The 18,747-nt window shown below is 35.4% G+C and carries 20 protein-coding genes and 3 tRNA genes; all 23 read left to right on the plus strand.

From position 1 onward, the window contains the following. The first annotated feature begins 44 nt into the window (after positions 1-44). The 23 genes from dapB to EL165_RS23020 all read left to right on the plus strand — a co-directional run bounded on the left by dapB (position 45) and on the right by EL165_RS23020 (position 18,445). Positions 45-746, plus strand: coding sequence for a 4-hydroxy-tetrahydrodipicolinate reductase (gene dapB / locus EL165_RS22910; RefSeq protein ID WP_041461892.1), 702 nt, complete (start codon positions 45-47; stop codon positions 744-746). 132 nt (positions 747-878) lie between these two features. Next, positions 879-2,525 (plus strand): signal peptidase I, encoded by a 1,647-nt coding sequence (lepB, locus tag EL165_RS22915; RefSeq protein ID WP_002981261.1) that lies wholly within the window; start codon positions 879-881, stop codon positions 2,523-2,525. Positions 2,526-2,584: 59 nt separating this feature from the next. Beyond that, positions 2,585-3,208 carry a WbqC family protein gene (locus EL165_RS22920; protein ID WP_002981259.1) on the plus strand — a complete coding sequence of 208 codons (624 nt, stop codon included), beginning with the start codon at positions 2,585-2,587 and terminating at the stop codon, positions 3,206-3,208. A gap of 85 nt (positions 3,209-3,293) precedes the next feature. After that, positions 3,294-4,976 (plus strand): S8 family serine peptidase, encoded by a 1,683-nt coding sequence (locus EL165_RS22925; RefSeq protein ID WP_002981257.1) that lies wholly within the window; start codon positions 3,294-3,296, stop codon positions 4,974-4,976. Positions 4,977-5,100: 124 nt separating this feature from the next. Next, positions 5,101-5,592, plus strand: coding sequence for a lipocalin family protein (locus EL165_RS22930; RefSeq protein ID WP_002981255.1), 492 nt, complete (start codon positions 5,101-5,103; stop codon positions 5,590-5,592). A gap of 26 nt (positions 5,593-5,618) precedes the next feature. After that, on the plus strand, positions 5,619-6,308 hold the full coding sequence (locus EL165_RS22935) for a YiaD family glycine zipper/OmpA-like lipoprotein (RefSeq protein ID WP_002981254.1): 690 nt from the start codon (positions 5,619-5,621) through the stop codon (positions 6,306-6,308). Positions 6,309-6,415: 107 nt separating this feature from the next. After that, positions 6,416-7,303, plus strand: coding sequence for a decaprenyl-phosphate phosphoribosyltransferase (locus tag EL165_RS22940; protein WP_002981251.1), 888 nt, complete (start codon positions 6,416-6,418; stop codon positions 7,301-7,303). Then, on the plus strand, positions 7,300-8,619 hold the full coding sequence (locus tag EL165_RS22945; RefSeq protein WP_002981250.1) for an FAD-binding oxidoreductase: 1,320 nt from the start codon (positions 7,300-7,302) through the stop codon (positions 8,617-8,619). Before EL165_RS22940 ends, EL165_RS22945 begins: the two co-directional genes overlap by 4 nt. After that, positions 8,619-9,344, plus strand: coding sequence for an SDR family NAD(P)-dependent oxidoreductase (locus EL165_RS22950; RefSeq protein ID WP_002981247.1), 726 nt, complete (start codon positions 8,619-8,621; stop codon positions 9,342-9,344). Before EL165_RS22945 ends, EL165_RS22950 begins: the two co-directional genes overlap by 1 nt. Positions 9,345-9,346: 2 nt before the next feature. Then, on the plus strand, positions 9,347-9,934 hold the full coding sequence (locus EL165_RS22955; protein WP_002981245.1) for an HAD family hydrolase: 588 nt from the start codon (positions 9,347-9,349) through the stop codon (positions 9,932-9,934). A 23-nt stretch (positions 9,935-9,957) separates the two neighbouring features. After that, positions 9,958-10,428, plus strand: a complete 471-nt coding sequence (locus EL165_RS22960; RefSeq protein ID WP_050791155.1) for a hypothetical protein — start codon at positions 9,958-9,960, stop codon at positions 10,426-10,428. A gap of 2 nt (positions 10,429-10,430) precedes the next feature. Further along, complete coding sequence (locus tag EL165_RS22965; protein ID WP_002981241.1) at positions 10,431-11,606, plus strand: cysteine desulfurase family protein; 1,176 nt, start codon at positions 10,431-10,433, stop codon at positions 11,604-11,606. Between the two features lie 83 nt (positions 11,607-11,689). Then, positions 11,690-12,007, plus strand: coding sequence for a thioredoxin (gene trxA, locus EL165_RS22970; protein ID WP_027374941.1), 318 nt, complete (start codon positions 11,690-11,692; stop codon positions 12,005-12,007). Positions 12,008-12,132: 125 nt separating this feature from the next. Beyond that, positions 12,133-12,206 (plus strand) — tRNA-Asp (locus tag EL165_RS22975). Between the two features lie 32 nt (positions 12,207-12,238). Beyond that, positions 12,239-12,312 (plus strand) — tRNA-Asp (locus tag EL165_RS22980). Positions 12,313-12,345: 33 nt separating this feature from the next. After that, positions 12,346-12,419 (plus strand) — tRNA-Asp (locus EL165_RS22985). Positions 12,420-12,666: 247 nt separating this feature from the next. Beyond that, a complete protein-coding gene (locus EL165_RS22990) occupies positions 12,667-13,890 on the plus strand; it encodes a site-specific integrase (protein WP_002981237.1) in 1,224 nt (407 codons plus the stop codon). Between the two features lie 715 nt (positions 13,891-14,605). Then, positions 14,606-14,935, plus strand: a complete 330-nt coding sequence (locus EL165_RS22995) for an ArsR/SmtB family transcription factor (RefSeq protein WP_002981234.1) — start codon at positions 14,606-14,608, stop codon at positions 14,933-14,935. A gap of 118 nt (positions 14,936-15,053) precedes the next feature. Continuing rightward, on the plus strand, positions 15,054-15,527 hold the full coding sequence (locus EL165_RS23000) for a DUF6428 family protein (protein WP_002981233.1): 474 nt from the start codon (positions 15,054-15,056) through the stop codon (positions 15,525-15,527). Between the two features lie 46 nt (positions 15,528-15,573). Then, positions 15,574-16,347, plus strand: a complete 774-nt coding sequence (locus EL165_RS23005; RefSeq protein ID WP_002981231.1) for a metallophosphoesterase family protein — start codon at positions 15,574-15,576, stop codon at positions 16,345-16,347. 118 nt (positions 16,348-16,465) lie between these two features. Beyond that, complete coding sequence (locus EL165_RS23010) at positions 16,466-16,741, plus strand: glycine cleavage system protein H (protein ID WP_002981229.1); 276 nt, start codon at positions 16,466-16,468, stop codon at positions 16,739-16,741. Positions 16,742-16,748: 7 nt separating this feature from the next. After that, positions 16,749-17,792 carry an ACR3 family arsenite efflux transporter gene (gene arsB / locus EL165_RS23015; protein ID WP_002981227.1) on the plus strand — a complete coding sequence of 348 codons (1,044 nt, stop codon included), beginning with the start codon at positions 16,749-16,751 and terminating at the stop codon, positions 17,790-17,792. A 29-nt stretch (positions 17,793-17,821) separates the two neighbouring features. Next, a complete protein-coding gene (locus EL165_RS23020) occupies positions 17,822-18,445 on the plus strand; it encodes a class I SAM-dependent methyltransferase (protein ID WP_002981225.1) in 624 nt (207 codons plus the stop codon). The last annotated feature ends 302 nt before the right edge of the window (positions 18,446-18,747 follow it).

The following is an 18,747-nucleotide window of genomic DNA, read 5'->3' on the forward strand; positions in this document are numbered from 1 at the left end:
CAGGAAAACCATATTGAATGCAGGAAAAAAATAAAAAAGATTATATGAAAATAGCATTAGTTGGTTACGGTAAAATGGGTAAGATTATTGATGAGATCGCGCAGAAGAGAGGTCATGAAGTAGTTGCCCGTCTGAAGGAAACCCCAACTTCTGAAAATCTTAATAATCCGGATGTTGTGATCGAATTTTCACTACCGGAAGTAGCTTTTGAAAACATCAAAGCTTGTCTTGAAAACAAAATACCTGTGATCTGCGGAACTACAGGGTGGCTTGAGAAAAAAGCTGAAATTGAAAAATTAGCTGTGGATAATGATACAGCTTTCTTATACGGTTCCAATTTTAGTTTGGGAGTCAACCTGTTTTTTGCTCTGAACGAAAAGCTTGCAGATCTGATGAAGAATGTAGATGAATACTCTTGTCAGTTGGAAGAAATTCACCACATCCATAAAAAAGATGCACCAAGTGGAACTGCAATTTCCATCGCGGAGGGGATTATTCAAAACAACCCGAAATTTGATGCCTGGAAGCTGGAAGAAACAGAAGGTAAGCAGCTTGGCATCTTTGCAATACGTGAAGATGAGGTTCCGGGAACCCACAGTGTATATTACAGAAGTGAAGTGGATGAAATCGAGATCAAGCATACCGCGTTCAACAGAAACGGTTTTGCATTGGGAGCTGTGGTAGCTGCTGAATGGATTAAAGATAAAAAAGGAAACTTCGGAATGAAAGACGTTTTGGGACTTTAATTTGTAACAAATTCTGTAAATTGCAGACCAATAAGACAGAAAATGATGAGTGAATAGTAAACAGCGGACTGCTTTTATCATTTATTACTCATCATTTATCATTTATATCATAAGAATAGGCACAAAAAATTTATGAATTATTTTTTAACTTATACAGTATATGTCCTCATACTATCCGTATTGATGGGGATTTCATCTTGGAAACTGTTCAAGAAAATGGGGTACAGCCCTTTATTTGCTTTTATCCCTTTTTACAACTATTTCATTATTCTTAAAGAAACAAAACATCCGAAATGGTGGGCAATCCTGTCCTATCTTCCGATAGTAGGGCCAATCATGATGTCTGTTTTCCACCTTTACTTGGTGAAAAAGTTTGGGAAAACACTTTTCAAAGATCAGATTCTTACGGTGATCCTGCCGTTTATTTACATGGCAGTAATCAACTATTCCAAAGATGTAGAGTTAGAAGATGAAAATGCAAATGACCTGTTCCTTACAGATGAAGAGAAAAATGATAAGAAGAAAGATACATTCATTGGTTCTATTACCTTTGCTGTAGTTTTTGCTACCATCATCCACGTTTTTGTAACTCAGCCTTTCGGAATTCCAACAGGATCAATGGAAAGAACATTATTGGTAGGTGACTTCCTTTTTGTAAACAAATGGAGCTACGGATACAGACTTCCGATGCGCCCGGTAGCAATACCTTTCCTTCAGGGAACCATTATGGATACAGGGCAGAAAGGGAACCCGAAAGATGATCCGAAATCTTACGTAGATGCTGTAAAGCTTCCTTATACAAGAATTTTACAATTCAACAAGCCGCAGAAAAATGATGTGGTGGTTTTCAACTATCCTCAGGATTCTGTACATACAGCGATCGACAGAAAAGATCCTTATGTAAAAAGATGTGTGGCAACAGCAGGAGATACTTTCGAAATGAGAGCCGGAAGACTTTTCGTTAATGGAAAACCGGAAACCGTTTTGGGAGACCAGGAAGTACAGCACAGATATATTGTAACTACGGATGCACAATTGGATATCCCTACTTTATATAAAGCTTATGGATTTTTACCGGTTCAGGAAGTACAGCAAAATAATGGAGGTTTCCTTTATGGGTTCCAGGGTTTAACGGATAAAATTGCTAAAGAAATTAAAGAACTTCCTCACGTTATTGATATGAAGGAAGAAATTTCACCTAAGGGAGAAGCAGCAGTATATTACAGAGACGAAGCGAAAACTAAAATTGATACAACCCAATCTATCTTCCCGATCAACAAACCTTGGAATCAGGATTGGTATGGCCCGGTTAGAATCCCTAAAAAAGGAGATGTGGTTGCCATCAATCAGGAAACCCTTCCAATGTATCAGTGGATCATTTCTGAGTACGAGCATAACAGCCTGGAAAAAAAGAACGGAAAAATTTTCATCAACGGAAAAGAAGCCAGTCAATATACCATTCAGCAGGATTATTATATGATGATCGGGGACAACAGAGATGCATCACTGGATGCCAGATTCTTTGGTTTCGTTCCTGAAGAAAATATCGTTGGAAAACCAATGTTTACTTGGATGAGCCTTCAGGGTGCATTTGCGGACAACAGTTCTACTTATCAGGCACCATTCAAAATCCGTTGGGAAAGAATGTTTAAAGCAACCAATACAGGAGAAGCTAATAAAACCTCTTACTGGTGGATTGCAGCTATGATTCTGATTCTGTTCTTCGGATGGGAGTATTTCATGAAATTGTTCAGAAAGAAAAAAACTGAAGACGATTAATAGAAAAATTAAACTTAAAATAGAATGAAGTATTTGAAAAAATACTTCATTTTTGCATTATGAATATGACGAATGTATTATTGCCGGCATTTTATATGCCCCCAATCTCATGGTTCTCAGTGTTTTTGAATCCTGAGAATGAAATTGTATTTGAACAGTTTGAAAACTTTCCGAAGCAGACTTACAGAAACCGTGCGAATATCTATGGAGCGAACGGAAAATTGTCATTAATAATTCCTATCCATCATAACGGGAAAAGAGAATTTAAAGATATTGAAATCTCTTACCGCGAAGACTGGAGAACACTTCACTGGAAATCTATCAAAACAGCGTACCAGAGTTCCCCTTATTTTGAGTACTATGAAGATAAGTTCAGAAAAATATTTGACCTTAAAGAAAAGTTCCTTCTTGATTTTAACCTTAAAGGTATAGAAGTCATCCAACAGATACTGAAAACGGAAAAGGCACACTCTTTGAATGAAGAATATATCAAAAATCCTGAAAGCATCAATTTCAGGGAAAAGTTTTCGGCAAAACTTCCTTCAGAATTTCAGATGGAAGAATATTACCAGACATTTTCTGATAAATTCGGATTTTTGGAAGACCTGTCGGTTCTTGACCTGATTTGTAATAAAGGCCCGGAATCACTGGTGTATATTAAAAATATAAAACAACAATATTAGGTTACAATCGCTGTTGATAAGCTTTCAGGCATAAACAGATGATAATGGCGATTGGCATATCTCTTAAAAAATTAAATATCAACATATGAAAAAGGTATTATTAGCTGCAGTTTTTTTAGCAGGTTTTAGTTTCTCTTTTGCACAGGAATCTAAAGCTAAAAGTATTGATCCCAACGAAGATAAAGATCTGATGACATGGTATCATAAAGATTTTGCAACTTCAAAAGTATATGGAATAAATACAGCAAATGCTTATAAATACTTGGAATCTAAAGGGCTGAAGCCTAAAACCGTAGTGGTGGGAGTACTGGACAGTGGAGTACAGGTAGATCACCCCGGATTGGTAAAAAACCTATGGTCCAACCCTAATGAAGTCCCGGGAAACGATAAAGATGACGATGGAAACGGATACATCGATGATGTACACGGATGGAACTTCATAGGAGGTAAAAACGGTGATATTGATATCGATAATATGGAAGTAACAAGGGTTGTTGCCAAATATAAGCCTATCTTCGAAGGAGATGACTCTGCAAAGAATAAAGCCAACCAGGCCAAGATGAAGGATGAGTTTGATATGTATATGAAGGCCAAAGACATGTTTAATAAGAAAAGTGTAGAGGCGCAGCAGAACTTCAGGACTTATTCGATGCTGAACGAATTGATTCCTAATATGGTAAAGTTACTGAACGGTAAGCCTGTAACCGCTGAAACCATTGCGTCCATCAAAGCACCTACAGATCAAAGAGATGCCATTGCATTGGATTTCTTAGGTCAGATTTCGCAAAGCCCGGAATTCAAAGGAAAGTCAGCTGCAGAGTTTGAAAAAAAGATGAAGGAGGAAATGAAGGAAGCTATTGATCATTTTGCTCCTGCTGCAAAACAATATGACCTTTCATATGATCCGAGAAAGGAAATTGTAGGAGATAACTATGACGACTATTCTGAAAAAAATTATGGTAACAACCATTACGAAGGACCGGATGCGGAACACGGGACTCACGTTGCAGGAATTATTGCAGGACTTCCGCAGGGAAAAGAAGTCCAGTATGGTGTTGCTTCAAAAGTAGCCAAGATCATGTCTGTAAGAACCGTGCCGAATGGAGACGAAAGAGATAAAGATGTTGCCAATGCTATCAGATATGCAGTGGATAACGGTGCGAAAGTCTTAAATATGAGCTTTGGTAAGCCTGTTTCACCAGGTAAAAATGTCGTTTGGGATGCTTTTAAATATGCTGAAGATAGAGGCGTGCTTTTAGTAAAGGCAGCAGGTAATGAAAATGAGGATGTTGCAGAGCATCTGGCATATCCTACTAATTTTAAAAACGTTACTGATGAAAAACCATTCGTGAGCAACGTCCTTGTAGTAGGAGCAAGCACCAATAAAAATAATGCACTGAGAGCTGATTTCTCCAATTACAATAAAAAAATGGTGAATGTTTTCGCTCCCGGGGAAGAAATTTATTCTACCGTTCCTAAGAATGAATACAAATACCTTCAGGGAACTTCTATGGCTTCTCCTGTAGTCGCCGGAGCAGCAGCTGTTTTATTGGCTTATATGCCGGAGCTGAAGCCGTACCAGATTATTGAGGCACTTGTGAAAAGCAGCAATCCGAGTACTGCAAACGGATTTGCAGAGCAATCACAGGCTGGCGGAGTTATCGATCTGAAAAAAGCTGCGGAATATGCTTATACTAATTTCTATAACGGCAAGAAATCAGGCAGTACCAAGCCTTCGAAATCCGTAAAAAAGGCTGTTAAAAAATAATTTATCTTCCTGTGTTTAAGGAGAAACCATAAAGAGTCCGAATTTTTTCGGACTTTTTATTTTTTATTTTAAATTTTGGCACGGTTTTTTGTAACTTTATAGTAACAAAATAATAAACAACAAAATGAAAAAGTTACTACTTGCAGGGATGTTGGGAACATCACTTTTTGCAGTTTCGTGTTCCTCTGTTAATAAAGCAGCTACATCTCAAAATCAAAGAGCAGATTTCCTGAAAATGAAAGGAGACTGGCAGATTGTGAGCATAGATTACGATAAAGGGTATAAAATTAAACCTTTTGACGAAGGTGCAGACGCACAGTGCTTCGTAGGAAGTCACTGGAGATTGATTCCTAATAACTGGACAGGAGCTTATACTTTAAACGGTGGTGGAAATTGCCCGGCAATTACACAGCCTATCAAATTTGAAGTAAAAGACGGTAACACGTTTATGTTTAAAAAAATTGCTTCAGGTACAAAAGCAAAACAAAATACAGTAGGTTACAGCCTTACTTTGACTAATCAGTCAACAGATCAGTTTTCACTTGAGCAAGATGTTCCTTTTGAAGGAAGTAATGTAAAAGTAGTTTACAACTTCCAGAGAACTGGAATGAAATAATTTATCAACATAAAAGATCAGAAAAAATGAAATTTACAAAAACATACGTAGGAGCCCTTTTCTTGTCATCAGCATTATTATTAACGAGCTGTGAAGCGGTTCAGAATTCAAATCACCAACAAAGAGGTACCGCAGTAGGTGTTGCATCAGGAGCAGTACTGGGAGGTATCCTTGGTAACAATGTAGGTAAAGGAGGAAACGGAGCCATAGGAGCAGTATTGGGAGGTATTATCGGTGGTGTTGCAGGTAATGTTATCGGTAACAAAATGGATAAGCAGGCTAGAGATATTAAAGAAACTTTACCAGGTGCTCAGGTAGAAAGAGTAGGAGACGGTATTAAAGTAACCATGAATGAAAGTATTGTTAACTTTGCTTTCGACTCTTCAAACCTTACTTCTGTTGCACAGACCAACCTTGATAAATTAGCTGAAGTATTGGCTAATAACCCGGATACTAATATCAATATCTACGGTCACACAGACAGCAAAGGTTCGGATGATTACAACCTTAAGCTTTCTCAAAGAAGAGCTGATGCTGTAAAAGCATATTTAACAGGGAAAGGAATTGCATCAAGCAGAATGTTTACAAAAGGTGAAGGTGAAGCAATGCCTGTAGCAAGCAATGATACAGAAGAAGGAAGAGCTAAAAACAGAAGAGTAGAGTTTGCTATTACAGCTAATGAAAAAATGATTAATGATGCCAAACAAGGGCAATAGTTAATTTAATATATAAATATTTTCGTAAAAGACCGCCCCGGCGGTTTTTTTTGTATTTTTATGCTAGCAATTTTGAATTTATTATTTTTGTATTTGAAATAACATAAATGAAGAAATATTTAAAGCTGCTCCGTGTGGAGCAATGGGTGAAAAACCTTTTTGTATTTGTCCCTCTGTTTTTTTCAGGTAATATTACCAATATGGATCTGCTTGTTAAGAGCATTTTTGCCTTCTTAATATTTTCCCTTGCGGCCAGTGTTGTATATATCCTGAATGATTATAATGATATTGAAGCAGACAAAAAGCACCCTGAAAAAAGGAGAAGACCGCTGGCTAGCGGAGCTATTTCAAAATCAAAAGCGATAGGCATTCTTATAGGCCTTATCATTGCTGATATCGGTCTTGTATTCTTCACGCAACTTTATTTCCATGAAATACTTTGGAAGTTTGCAACCATCATCGGATTTTATGTGGTAATGAATCTTGCCTATACATTCAGGCTTAAGCATGTACCTATTATTGATATTTTTATTATTGCCATAGGATTTGTATTACGGGTTCTGGCAGGTGGTTACATTACTGGAATCAGTATTTCGCAATGGGCGATTCTTTTGACATTTGTATTGGCGTTGGTACTGGCAATCGGGAAAAGAAGAGGTGAACTTATCAATGCTCAGGTTTCAGGAAAAACAAGAAAGGCATTGGATGGCTATAACGTGCAGTTTGCAGATATTGCCTTATCCATTTCTATTACGCTGGCCATAGTATGCTACCTGATGTTTACCCTGTCTCCGGAAGTTCAGGAAAGATTTCATGAAAGAGTTTTTTATACAGTAATTTTCGTAGTGTTCGCATTGTTAAGATATCTTCAGCAGACGCTTGTTTACAACAGAACGGAGTCTCCTACAAAAATTGTTTACAGAGACCGTTATATACAGGTTACTTTATTACTTTGGGTAGTTGCATTTTTAATTCAAATTTATTTTAAGAAATGAAGCCTAATTTCACACAGAAAGTTACGAACTGGGGAAATTTCCCGGTAGTAGAGAAAGAAATGAGATCTGAGGACAGTTTCAAAAAAATAAAAGAATTTGTACTCAGCCACAACGAGATTATTGCAAGAGGAAACGGAAGATGTTATGGTGATGCTTCACTGGGAGAATCCATATTTTCAACGAAGAAATTAAATAAATTCATCAGCTTTGACCGTTTAAACGGTGTAATAGAGTGTGAATCCGGAGTGCTTCTTTCAGATGTGCTGGAAATAGCTGTTCCGCAAGGATACTTTCTTTATGTTACTCCCGGGACAAAATTTGTATCAGTAGGAGGTGCTATTGCTTCAGATGTTCACGGGAAAAATCATCACGCGGAAGGATGCTTTTCAGAATATGTCATTGAATTTAAACTTATGACCGAGAATGGTGAAATTATTACCTGTTCCCGGGAAGAAAATTCAGACAGATTCTGGTCAACCATTGGTGGGATGGGACTTACGGGAATTATTCTTACCGCAAAATTTAAACTTAAAAATATAGAATCTGCTTATATCCGTCAGGAAAGCATAAAAGCAGACAACCTGGATGAAATATTCAGACTGTTTGACGAAAGTGAAAACTGGACCTATACCGTTGCATGGATTGACTGTCTTCAGAAAGGAAAAAATATTGGCAGAAGTATCCTGATGAGAGGAGAGCATGCTTTCCAGCATGAACTTCCACAGAACTTTTCAAAAACTCCTTTGAGGCTGAAGAAGAAATTTTCTCCTACAGTTCCGTTTTATTTTCCGGGGTTTGTATTGAATGCGCTTACTGTAAAAATTTTCAACTGGCTGTATTATAAAAAGCAATCTAAAAAAGAAGTAAAAAACTTCATCGATTACGAGACATTTTTCTACCCTTTGGATGCAATCAATGACTGGAATAAAATCTATGGAAAATCCGGTTTTATCCAGTATCAGATGGTAATCCCTAAAGAAACAGGAAAAGAGGGAATGAAAAGAATCCTTGAAACAATTGCTAAAAGTGGAAACGGATCTTTCTTAGCTGTGTTAAAACTTTTTGGGAAAAATAATCCACAGGCTTACAACTCATTCCCTGTAGAAGGGTATACATTGGCGCTGGATTTTAAAGTCAATTCAAAGTTGAAAAAGCTGGTAGATCAGCTGGATGCTATTGTTCAGGAGTTCGGAGGAAGGATTTACCTTACCAAAGACAGTATGAGCAGATCATCGCTAACAAGTTACCTCAAAAATATTCAAAACCCTAAATTTGTGTCATTACAGCACAAAAGAATCATAAATAATAACTCATAATGATAGTTCTGGGAAGTACATCCGAAGTGGCACAGGCTTTTGTGGAAAAAGCACTTCAGGAAGGAGAAAAGTTTGAAAAAATTTATCTTTTTACCTCAAATAAAGAAACTACAGAGCGTTTTGCAAGACATATTGATGTAAAGTTTCTGCAGCAGGCAGAAGTCATTGATCTGGATCTGACAAAAGAAATTGATTACAACAGATTCGATCATATCAATTCAAATGTATTATTTTGTGCCGTAGGATATTTAGGGGAAGGAACAGAAGAAGGATTGTATGATAACAGGAATACAGAACGTATCATTGAAATCAATTATTCAAAACTGATTCCTGTAATGAATTATTTTGCCCATAAATTTGAAAGCAGAAGATCAGGAACAATCATTGGCCTTTCATCAGTAGCTGGTGATAGAGGGAGGCAGAGCAACTTTATCTATGGGAGTGCAAAAGCTGCCTTCACCGCTTATCTGAGTGGTTTGAGAAATTATCTTTTTGATAAAAAAGTTCATGTGCTTACAATAAAGCCCGGGTTTATGGCAACCAAGATGACAGAAGGTCTGCCTTTGAATCCTAAATTGACAGCGACGCCAAAACAGGCAGCTGCCTGTATTTATAAAGCCTTCAAAAAGGAGAAAAATGTGGCATATGTTTTGCCGGTTTGGAGTATTATTATGATGATTATCAGGAATATCCCTGAGTTTATATTCAAAAAATTAAAGCTTTAAAAATGAAAAAATTGTATTGTTTTGATTTTGACGGAACCCTGACGTATAAAGATACAATGTTTATGTACCTTAAATTCTACGATTCTACAAAATACCGTATACAATTTTTGAGACATGTACCGCTCTTTATCCTGCTAAAGCTGAAACTGGCTGAAACTGAAAAAGTGAAGAAAAGTTTTATCGGCTCTATTTTAAAAGGACAAAGCCAGGAAAAAATTGAACAGAAGTCTAAGCAGTTTTTTGAACAGCATTATCCTAAAATCGTAAGGGAGAATGCATTAGACTTTATAAAAAATATCGATAGGAATAATACACAGAGTTTATTGGTAACCGCTTCATTGGATATCTGGGTAAAACCTTTTGCCGAAGAACTTAAAATGGAGCTGGTTTCTACGCGGGCAGAGTTTAAGAACGGGGTTTTCACAGGAAATTTTGTAGGGAAAAACTGTAATGGGAAAGAAAAACTGATAAGAATTAAAGAGGAAATCAACGATTCAAAGTACGATAAAATTATTGCATTTGGAGATACTTCCGGAGATCGGCCAATGTTGAAATGGGCAAATGAAGGACATTACCAATTTTTTCATTAATTTTGGGAGATAAAATTGTAAAAATGAAAAGTCTGTCAATTGCATGTGCTGTAATCTTCATGAGCTGTGCAGCTACATCCTCGCAAAAGAATGCTGATAGTCAGCATGACGCAGAACTTATTGTATCCCAGTCACAGGGAGGTGCAGCACAGGCAGGTTTTAGAATTATTAAGGAAGAAACAGATTTTCGTAATACAATCAAAGGAAGCTTTGGCATTATAGGCCCGGAAGGAGATGGATCTTACATCAAATACCCGCAATTTCCTAAAAATAAAAAAGTTGTTCTATACAATCTGGGAACTTTCAGATCAGGAAGTCATACTATTGATGAGATCAAAAGTGTGTCTGTAAAAAATAAAATTTTATATGTGGAAGTTCCGGCCGGAGCACCATCCGGTGGAATGGAAATTCAGGTGATTTCCAACCCTTGGTTTATTTTCACTGTTCCTTCAGATTATCAGTTTAACTCCGTAGAATTAAAATATTCAAAATAATAATGGATAAAGTATATTTAGATAATGCCGCAACCACTCCGCTTGCAGAAGAAGTTATAGATGCAATGGTTGGCACTATGAAGATGAATTTCGGAAACCCGTCTTCAACGCACAGCTTTGGACAGGAAGCAAAAATCCTTATTGAAAATGTAAGAAGACAGGTTGCAGACTATCTTCATGTAACTCCGGCTGAAATCATTTTCACTTCCTGTGGAACCGAATCCAACAATATGATCATCAAATCCTCGGTAGAACACCTTGGGGTAGAAAGAATAATCAGCTCTCCTCTGGAACACAAATGTGTTTCTGAAAGTATTCTGGATATGAAAAGCAGAAAAGGAGTAGAAGTAAACTATATCCGTCCGAATGAAAAAGGAGATATTGATCTTGCTAAATTAGAAGAGCTTTTAAAAGCATCAGATAAAAAAACACTGGTAAGCTTAATGCATGCCAACAATGAAATCGGAAATATCATTAATCTTAAACAAGTTGCCCAACTGTGCAAAGAGTATAATGCGCTTTTCCACTCGGATACCGTGCAGACAATGGCCCATATGAACCTTGATTTCTCTGATATCCCTGTAGACTTTGCTTCCTGTAGTGCCCATAAGTTTCACGGACCAAAAGGTGCCGGATTTGCATTTATCAGAAAGGCAACAGGATTAAAAGGAATTATCACCGGAGGACCCCAGGAAAGAAGTCTTAGAGCAGGGACTGAAAATGTTTGCGGTATCGTAGGGCTGGGGAAAGCATTGGAGCTTTCTCTGAATCATATGGAGGAATATACCCGCCATATGCAGGATATCAAAGATTATGCAATTGAAAGGCTTTCCACAGAAATTGAAGGAATAAAGTTCAATGGAAGAAGCGCTGAAAAGGAAAATAGTCTTTATACGGTTTTAAGTGCATTACTGCCTTATAAAAATCCATTGATAGGACTTCAGCTGGATATGAAAGGAATTGCAATTTCTCAGGGAAGTGCATGCTCGTCAGGAGCGTCAAAACCTTCAATGGTAATGATGATGGTGCTTTCTGAAGACGAAATGGATCACTGTACGCCATTGCGTATCTCTTTCAGCCATATGACGACCAAATCGGATATTGATGCATTAGTCAATGCACTGAAAGAAATTTCAAAAGATTACACTATAGAAAAAACTAATGTTGAGCATAGATAGTCTTGTGCTCTAAAAATCGTAATTTTGAACATCCGATAAGAGGATTAAAAGAAAATAATATTAATAAAATAAAAGAAACAAAAATGGCTTTAGAAATTACAGACAGCTCATTTCAGGATACGGTTTTAAAATCAGACAAACCGGTATTAGTAGACTTCTGGGCAGTATGGTGTGGACCTTGCAGAACTTTAGGACCAATCATCGAAGAAGTAGCATCAGATTTTGAAGGTAAAGCAGTAGTTGGGAAAGTAGATGTGGATAACAACCAGGAAATCTCTATGCAGTATGGTATCAGAAATATTCCTACAGTTCTTATCTTTAAAAACGGAGAAGTAGTAGATAAATTAGTAGGTGTAGCTCCAAAAGAAGTAATCGCTGAAAAATTAAGCGCTCACTTATAAAAAAAATAAGTTTGATAATGAATGCCTTCCAGTGTTGGAAGGCTTTTTTTCTAAAATAATTTGCAGATAACAAAAAAAGGTGTAATTTTGCAACCACGAAAAAGAAACGAAGTTCTTTAAAAAATGATCCGGTAGTTCAGCTGGTTAGAATGCCGCCCTGTCACGGCGGAGGTCGCGGGTTCGAGTCCCGTCCGGATCGCAGAAAGTTTTCTCAATTTACTTTAAAAAATTGATCCGGTAGTTCAGCTGGTTAGAATGCCGCCCTGTCACGGCGGAGGTCGCGGGTTCGAGTCCCGTCCGGATCGCAGAAGTTTTCTCAATTTCTTTTTTAAAAAATTGATCCGGTAGTTCAGCTGGTTAGAATGCCGCCCTGTCACGGCGGAGGTCGCGGGTTCGAGTCCCGTCCGGATCGCAACTACAATATCAAAGTAGTGCAAAAAGCTTTAAAACATATGTTTTAAAGCTTTTTTCGTTTTATGTCTATTCAAAGAAAGTTAAAAAAGCACAATTTGAAAGTGACCTATTCAGTGACCTGTTAAAATAGGTTTAAAAAGGTCACTGAAAATTCAACAAACCCTGTTCAGTAGCTAGTTCAGGAACTGAATATCTTGTGATAAGTTTTTGCTAAGATTAATTTTAAATCTCAAACCCTTTACGAAATGAACAAGACATTCAATTTACTTTTCTATGTAAAAAAAGCTAAAATCAATTCTTTAGGAGAGTCTCCTATTTACTTACGAATTACAATTGATGGCAAGATATCCGAGATAAGCACAAAACGTACAGTAAAGGCTTCAAAATGGAATTCTGCAATGCAGAAGGTTAGTGGCTCTTCTGAAGAATTTAGATCACTTAATTTTTATTTGAAAACTTTTGAGCAGAAAGTTTATGATGCCTATCACGAATTAATCAGAGATAAGGAAACAGTAACTTGTGAGACTCTTAAAAATAAGTTAGTTGGTAAAGGTAAATTGACCAGAATGCTCATTCCTATTTTTCAGGATCATAATGATCGAATGGAGAAACTGATTGAAAAAGAATTTGCACAAGGAACATTGACACGTTATAAAACATGTCTCAAACATACAAAAGATTTCTTGAAATGGAAATATAGTATTACCGACATTGAAATTAAAAAGATTGATTATGCTTTTCTAAATGATTTTGAATTTTTTTTAAGAACCGAGAGATCCTGCAACAATAATTCTGCTGTTAAGTATATTAAGAATTTTGGTAAGATTGTTCGTATTTGTCTTGCGAATGGATGGATAGAGCGAGACCCTTTTATGAACTATCATTCTAAGTTTAATGAAGTGACGAGAATGTTTCTTAATGAACAGGAAATTGAAGTGCTTTTTACCAAAGATTTTACAAATGAGAGATTGTCTTTGGTTAGAGATATTTTTCTGTTCAGCTGTTTCACCGGACTGGCGTACATTGATACCCAAAAACTAACATATCAAAATATCAATTTAGGTCTTGATGGCTCTCAATGGATTTATACCAAACGTCAGAAAACTAAAACTACTTCTAATATTCCCATACTTTCTCAAACAGAGAAAATTATTAAAAAATACAAAAATCATCCGGCTTGCCTTAATAGTGGAAAACTTCTGCCTATTCTTAGTAATCAAAAGATGAATGCCTATTTGAAAGAAATTGCAGATCTGTGTGGTATCAATAAGGAATTAACTTACCATATTGCACGCCACACTTTTGCAACAACCGTTACTTTATCTAACGGGGTCTCTATTGAAAGTGTAAGTAAAATGCTAGGTCATAAAAGTATTAAAACTACGCAGCATTATGCGAAGATATTAGATAGCAAAGTTAGTGAGGACATGATGTTACTTAAACAAAAATATCTTGACAAAAGAATGTAAAAAGATTTCTGAGATAATTAAATTATCAGACAAAGATAGTTGTATAGAGGATCTATATTCGAAGTTGATATGCCTTGTAAAGTAATGATACAGTTTTTTTAAAAAGATATTGAAATTTGTCTGTTAAGATTTCAAAAATGTCTTGAAGAAGACAAAACTTAAGTTCGACATCCTAAAAAAGCTGCTAGTCATCTTTTGTTAATAATCTTCATATATTTTTTATTTATATATCTTTCGATTTCCAAGAGAGATCGTAAGATTTGAATTTAGCAAAAAACATCCTAATATTTTTCCTGTAGGGAGTTGTGTGAGGTTAGCGGAGTATTTTTTATTGAAAAAGAAATCCAGCTTAATGATCAGAAAGAAAAACATTTTTTTCCAGAGATATCCTGTATTTATAAGTAAAGTTGTGAGAGATATAGCATCCTTCTTAGTGTCTAATAATTAGAAACAAAAGGAATGAGAGCTTCACATTCATTTATCACTGGATTTATGCGAGAAGATTGTCTTTAAAAGTTGTAAAGAAAAAATTTTAGAAAATTATTAATAATGTGTATGATTTTGTCTCAAAGATGGTAACAAGTTCAAAATATAATTTTATAAAAAATAGAAGTTATATCCTGATACCTTTTTTAAATATAATTTGTAAAAAGCTATTAAATCTTTTTGTATTTCAAATTTAATATCGTAATATTGCGATATTAAATAATTAAGTATGGGGCTTACAAAATCAGATATGTTTTCAGATGAACAAAATAAATTAGCTTCTTTGTTTAAAGTTTTTGGACATCCTGCAAGGGTAGCTATACTTCAATATATTATCAATCAAAAATCCTGCATTTGCAATGATTTGGTGGATAAATTAGGTTTGGCGCAAGCGACAATCTCGCAGCATTTAAAAGAGTTGAAATATATGGGTATTATACAGGGTACAATAGATGGAAAATCAGTTTGTTATTGTATAGAAGAAAAGAAATGGAAAGAGATACAAGAGTATTTCAATCAATTCTTTGAACAGGAAGTAAAAGTAAATCAATGCTGTTAAAGGCATTTTTTTACATTCCTTAATATCGTTATATTGCAATATTATGTATCGATTAAATTTGTATATCAAAAATAGAATTCCAAAGTATAGAAAAATATCATAATAAAATAGAAGATTTATGAAACTATCAGACATCAAAGAAATCTTACCAACATTAGATAATGTTGAATTTCAATTAGAGAACGGAATATTTGTACCAGAACACTTTCACGTTACAGAAGTGGGTGTAATTACAAAGAATTTCATCGATTGTGGTGGAACAATCAGAAATGAAAAAGTGGTCAACTTTCAATTATGGAATGCAGATGATTACGAGCATAGATTAAAGCCGACCAAACTATTAAACATCATCAAGTTATCTGAAGAAAAATTGGGAATGGAAGATGCTGAGATAGAAGTAGAATATCAAAGCGGAACAATTGGCAAGTACGATTTGGAGTTTAACGGGAAAACATTTGTACTAAAAAATAAAACGACTGCGTGTTTGGCTCAGGATGCTTGTGGCATTCCTTCAGAGAAACAAAAGAAAAATTTGACTGAATTATCTGTAAACAATTCAAACGCTTGTACGCCAGGAGGTGGTTGTTGTTAATATCTTAATAAGTAAAACAAAATTCAAAACATAAAAATCAATAAAAATGAAAATTGCATTATTCAGCGACATTCACGCCAATCTACCTGCCTTAGAAGCATTCTTTGAAGATGTAGAAAAAAGAAACCCCGACAGTATTTATTGCTTAGGCGATTTGGTAGGTTATAATATTTGGGCAAATGAAGTTGTAAACGAAATCCGTAAAAGGAAAATACCAACCATTGCAGGAAATTATGATTTTGGCATCGGGCGTATGAGCAACGATTGTGGATGTGCGTACAAAACAGACGGGGAAAAAGATAATGGGAAAATCTCTATTTCATTTACCAACTCTATTATGAAAGATGAAGAAAGAGCCTATTTGCGTACACTTCCTGCACATATCAAAGTAGAATTTCAATTGAATGAAGATAAGCTCAATTTATTATTAGTACACGGAAGTCCAAGAAAAATAAATGAATATTTATTTGAGGATAGAGAAGAAAAAAGTATGCTCAGAATTATGGAACAGGCGGACGCGGACATTTTGTGTTTCGGGCATACACACAAGCCATACCACCGTATTTTAAATTCTGGTATTGACGGAAAAAATCATTTCAGACACGCCATCAATATTGGTTCGGTAGGTAAACCTAAAGATAATGATGTAAGAGGTGGCTACGTGATGCTTACAATCAATGAAGATAGTTCAGTACTAGATAAAGATAGTATCAGTGTAGAATTTATACGCTTTGATTATGATATTGAAAAATCAGCAAAAGCAGTTGAAGAAAGCCCACTACCAAACGAATACGCAGAAAATTTAAGAAGAGGTTATTAATCCTAAAAATGATAAAAAGGAACTTCCAAACGATATAAAGTATTCAAAAGAACATACTTGAATTAAAGTACAAGAGAATATTGGTACAATAGGCATCACAGAATTTGCACAAAGTGAATTGGGCGAAATTGTAAATGCAGACTTACCGAATGTTGGATATAATTTTCAGCAGGATGAAGTATTCGGCTCTGTTGAAGCGGTTAAAACGGTCAGGGATTTATTTATGCCCGTATCGGGTAAAATCATTGAAACAATCGACCTACTATTGAAAGCACCTACACTTATCAATGACAACCCATATAAAGATGGTTGGTTGATAAAAATTGAAATCAAAGACCTTACAGAATTAGAAAACTTATTGACAGCAAACCAATATAAAGAACTTACAAATTAGCAACGCTATGCAACCAAAACTAAAATTTCTTGACCGTTACCTTACCTTATGGATATTCCTTGCAATGGCAGTTGGTATAGGATTGGGACATTTCTTTCCGGGTATTTCAAAAATTACGGATGCTCTTTCAGCCGGCACCACAAACATTCCTTTGGCAATAGGTCTGATACTGATGATGTACCCACCATTGGCAAAAGTAGATTACTCATTATTGCCCCAAGCATTTAAGGATAAAAAAGTAATCGGCATATCGTTGTTTCTGAATTGGATTATCGGTACTTTGCTGATGTTCGGATTAGCCGTTTTGTTTCTACGAAATGAACCCGATTATATGACAGGCTTGATACTGATAGGTTTGGCAAGATGTATCGCAATGGTAATCGTATGGAGTGATTTAGCTAAAGCAAACAGAGAATATACAGCTATGTTAGTGGCATTAAATAGTATCTTCCAGATGCTTTCTTATAGCTTCTTAGTTTGGTTATTTATTAATGTGTTACCGAGTAAATTAGGATTGGCAAATTTCAATGTAAGTGTATCAATGAAAGATGTTACAATAAGCGTATTGATATATTTAGGCATTCCATTCTTAGCGGGTTTTATAAGCCGTTATGCATTGGTAAAATCAAAAGGGATAGAATGGTATAACAGGGAATTTGTACCCAAAATATCGCCCATTACATTATATGCTTTACTGTTTACCATAGTATTAATGTTCAGCTTGAAAGGCGATAAAATATTAGAGTTACCAATGGATGTAATAAAAGTAGCCATACCACTAATTATCTATTTTATACTAATGTTCTTCGTTAGTTTCTTTATCAATAAAGCCTTAAAAATTCCTTACGACAAAAACGCATCCATCGCATTTACAGCCACAGGAAACAATTTTGAATTGGCTATAGCAGTAGCAATATCTATTTTCGGTATCTATTCCCCACAAGCATTTGTGGGAGTTATTGGACCGTTGGTAGAAGTTCCCGTCTTGATACTATTGGTAAAGGTAAGTTTGTGGTTAAACGTGAGAGATAGTAAAAAAAAAATGAGTTAAATTTGAATAGTACAAAAAATTAAAGAGATATGTCATTATCTGATAGAAAAAATCATTGGGAAAAAATATACAATACCAAAGCTTTGGAAGAAGTAAGCTGGTATCAGCCTACACCCGAAACGTCATTAGCATTTATTAAAGAATTCAATGTATCAAAAACGGCCAAAATAATTGATATTGGCGGAGGAGATAGTTTTTTTGTTGATCACTTGCTTGACTTGGGTTATCAGGACATTACAGTTTTAGACATATCAGAGACAGCACTTAGTAAAGCTAAGCAACGACTTGGCGAAAAGTCAAACCGTGTAAAATGGATAGTTGAAGATGCCAGTACATTTAAACCCACAGAACAATATGATTTTTGGCACGACAGGGCTGCTTTTCATTTTTTGACAGAGGATAATGAAATTGAAAGCTACATCGATACGGTTAAACAGAACATTAAACCAACAGGAATTTTGGTAATCGGGAGCTTTTCAGAACAAGGTCCGATAAAATGTAGTGGTATTGAAATCAAACAGTATTCTGAAAGTTCATTGGAAAGTCGCTTTAAGGAACATTTCAATAAAATAGAATGCTTTACCGTAGACCACAGAACACCTTTTAATACCAATCAGAACTTTGTGTTTTGCAGTTTTAGAAGAAAAAGATGAGTTGGAATAAAAATATCGATAAAAAAATGAAATGGCAGATCTTATCAAAGTTTCACCATTCATTTTAGTTTGTTGATGTAGTAGACAGACAGCTTCACAGTATCATTAGTCAAAAATAAAACAGATGAAAAATCTACATTTGATTGTCGTTTGTTAATAGTTGCGAAATTTAAAAAGTTTATTAATAATAAGTTTTTGTTTTTCAAGAATTTTTATTTTAAAAGTTTTTAGAATATTTAGTTAAACTTTGAAAAATATATTTATATTTGTAAAGTGAGATTAGTTAAGTTCTTTTTAATTAT

The sequence above is a fragment of the Chryseobacterium gleum genome, assembly GCF_900636535.1.
In the GTDB taxonomy this organism is placed as follows: domain Bacteria; phylum Bacteroidota; class Bacteroidia; order Flavobacteriales; family Weeksellaceae; genus Chryseobacterium; species Chryseobacterium gleum.

Coding starts and splice junctions, on each gene's coding strand:
- dapB (WP_041461892.1), top strand. CDS start 45: ATGAAAATAGCATTAGTTGGTTACGGTAAAATGGGTAAGATTATTGAT.
- lepB (WP_002981261.1), top strand. CDS start 879: ATGAATTATTTTTTAACTTATACAGTATATGTCCTCATACTATCCGTA.
- EL165_RS22920 (WP_002981259.1), top strand. CDS start 2,585: ATGAATATGACGAATGTATTATTGCCGGCATTTTATATGCCCCCAATC.
- EL165_RS22925 (WP_002981257.1), top strand. CDS start 3,294: ATGAAAAAGGTATTATTAGCTGCAGTTTTTTTAGCAGGTTTTAGTTTC.
- EL165_RS22930 (WP_002981255.1), top strand. CDS start 5,101: ATGAAAAAGTTACTACTTGCAGGGATGTTGGGAACATCACTTTTTGCA.
- EL165_RS22935 (WP_002981254.1), top strand. CDS start 5,619: ATGAAATTTACAAAAACATACGTAGGAGCCCTTTTCTTGTCATCAGCA.
- EL165_RS22940 (WP_002981251.1), top strand. CDS start 6,416: ATGAAGAAATATTTAAAGCTGCTCCGTGTGGAGCAATGGGTGAAAAAC.
- EL165_RS22945 (WP_002981250.1), top strand. CDS start 7,300: ATGAAGCCTAATTTCACACAGAAAGTTACGAACTGGGGAAATTTCCCG.
- EL165_RS22950 (WP_002981247.1), top strand. CDS start 8,619: ATGATAGTTCTGGGAAGTACATCCGAAGTGGCACAGGCTTTTGTGGAA.
- EL165_RS22955 (WP_002981245.1), top strand. CDS start 9,347: ATGAAAAAATTGTATTGTTTTGATTTTGACGGAACCCTGACGTATAAA.
- EL165_RS22960 (WP_050791155.1), top strand. CDS start 9,958: ATGAAAAGTCTGTCAATTGCATGTGCTGTAATCTTCATGAGCTGTGCA.
- EL165_RS22965 (WP_002981241.1), top strand. CDS start 10,431: ATGGATAAAGTATATTTAGATAATGCCGCAACCACTCCGCTTGCAGAA.
- trxA (WP_027374941.1), top strand. CDS start 11,690: ATGGCTTTAGAAATTACAGACAGCTCATTTCAGGATACGGTTTTAAAA.
- EL165_RS22990 (WP_002981237.1), top strand. CDS start 12,667: ATGAACAAGACATTCAATTTACTTTTCTATGTAAAAAAAGCTAAAATC.
- EL165_RS22995 (WP_002981234.1), top strand. CDS start 14,606: ATGGGGCTTACAAAATCAGATATGTTTTCAGATGAACAAAATAAATTA.
- EL165_RS23000 (WP_002981233.1), top strand. CDS start 15,054: ATGAAACTATCAGACATCAAAGAAATCTTACCAACATTAGATAATGTT.
- EL165_RS23005 (WP_002981231.1), top strand. CDS start 15,574: ATGAAAATTGCATTATTCAGCGACATTCACGCCAATCTACCTGCCTTA.
- arsB (WP_002981227.1), top strand. CDS start 16,749: ATGCAACCAAAACTAAAATTTCTTGACCGTTACCTTACCTTATGGATA.
- EL165_RS23020 (WP_002981225.1), top strand. CDS start 17,822: ATGTCATTATCTGATAGAAAAAATCATTGGGAAAAAATATACAATACC.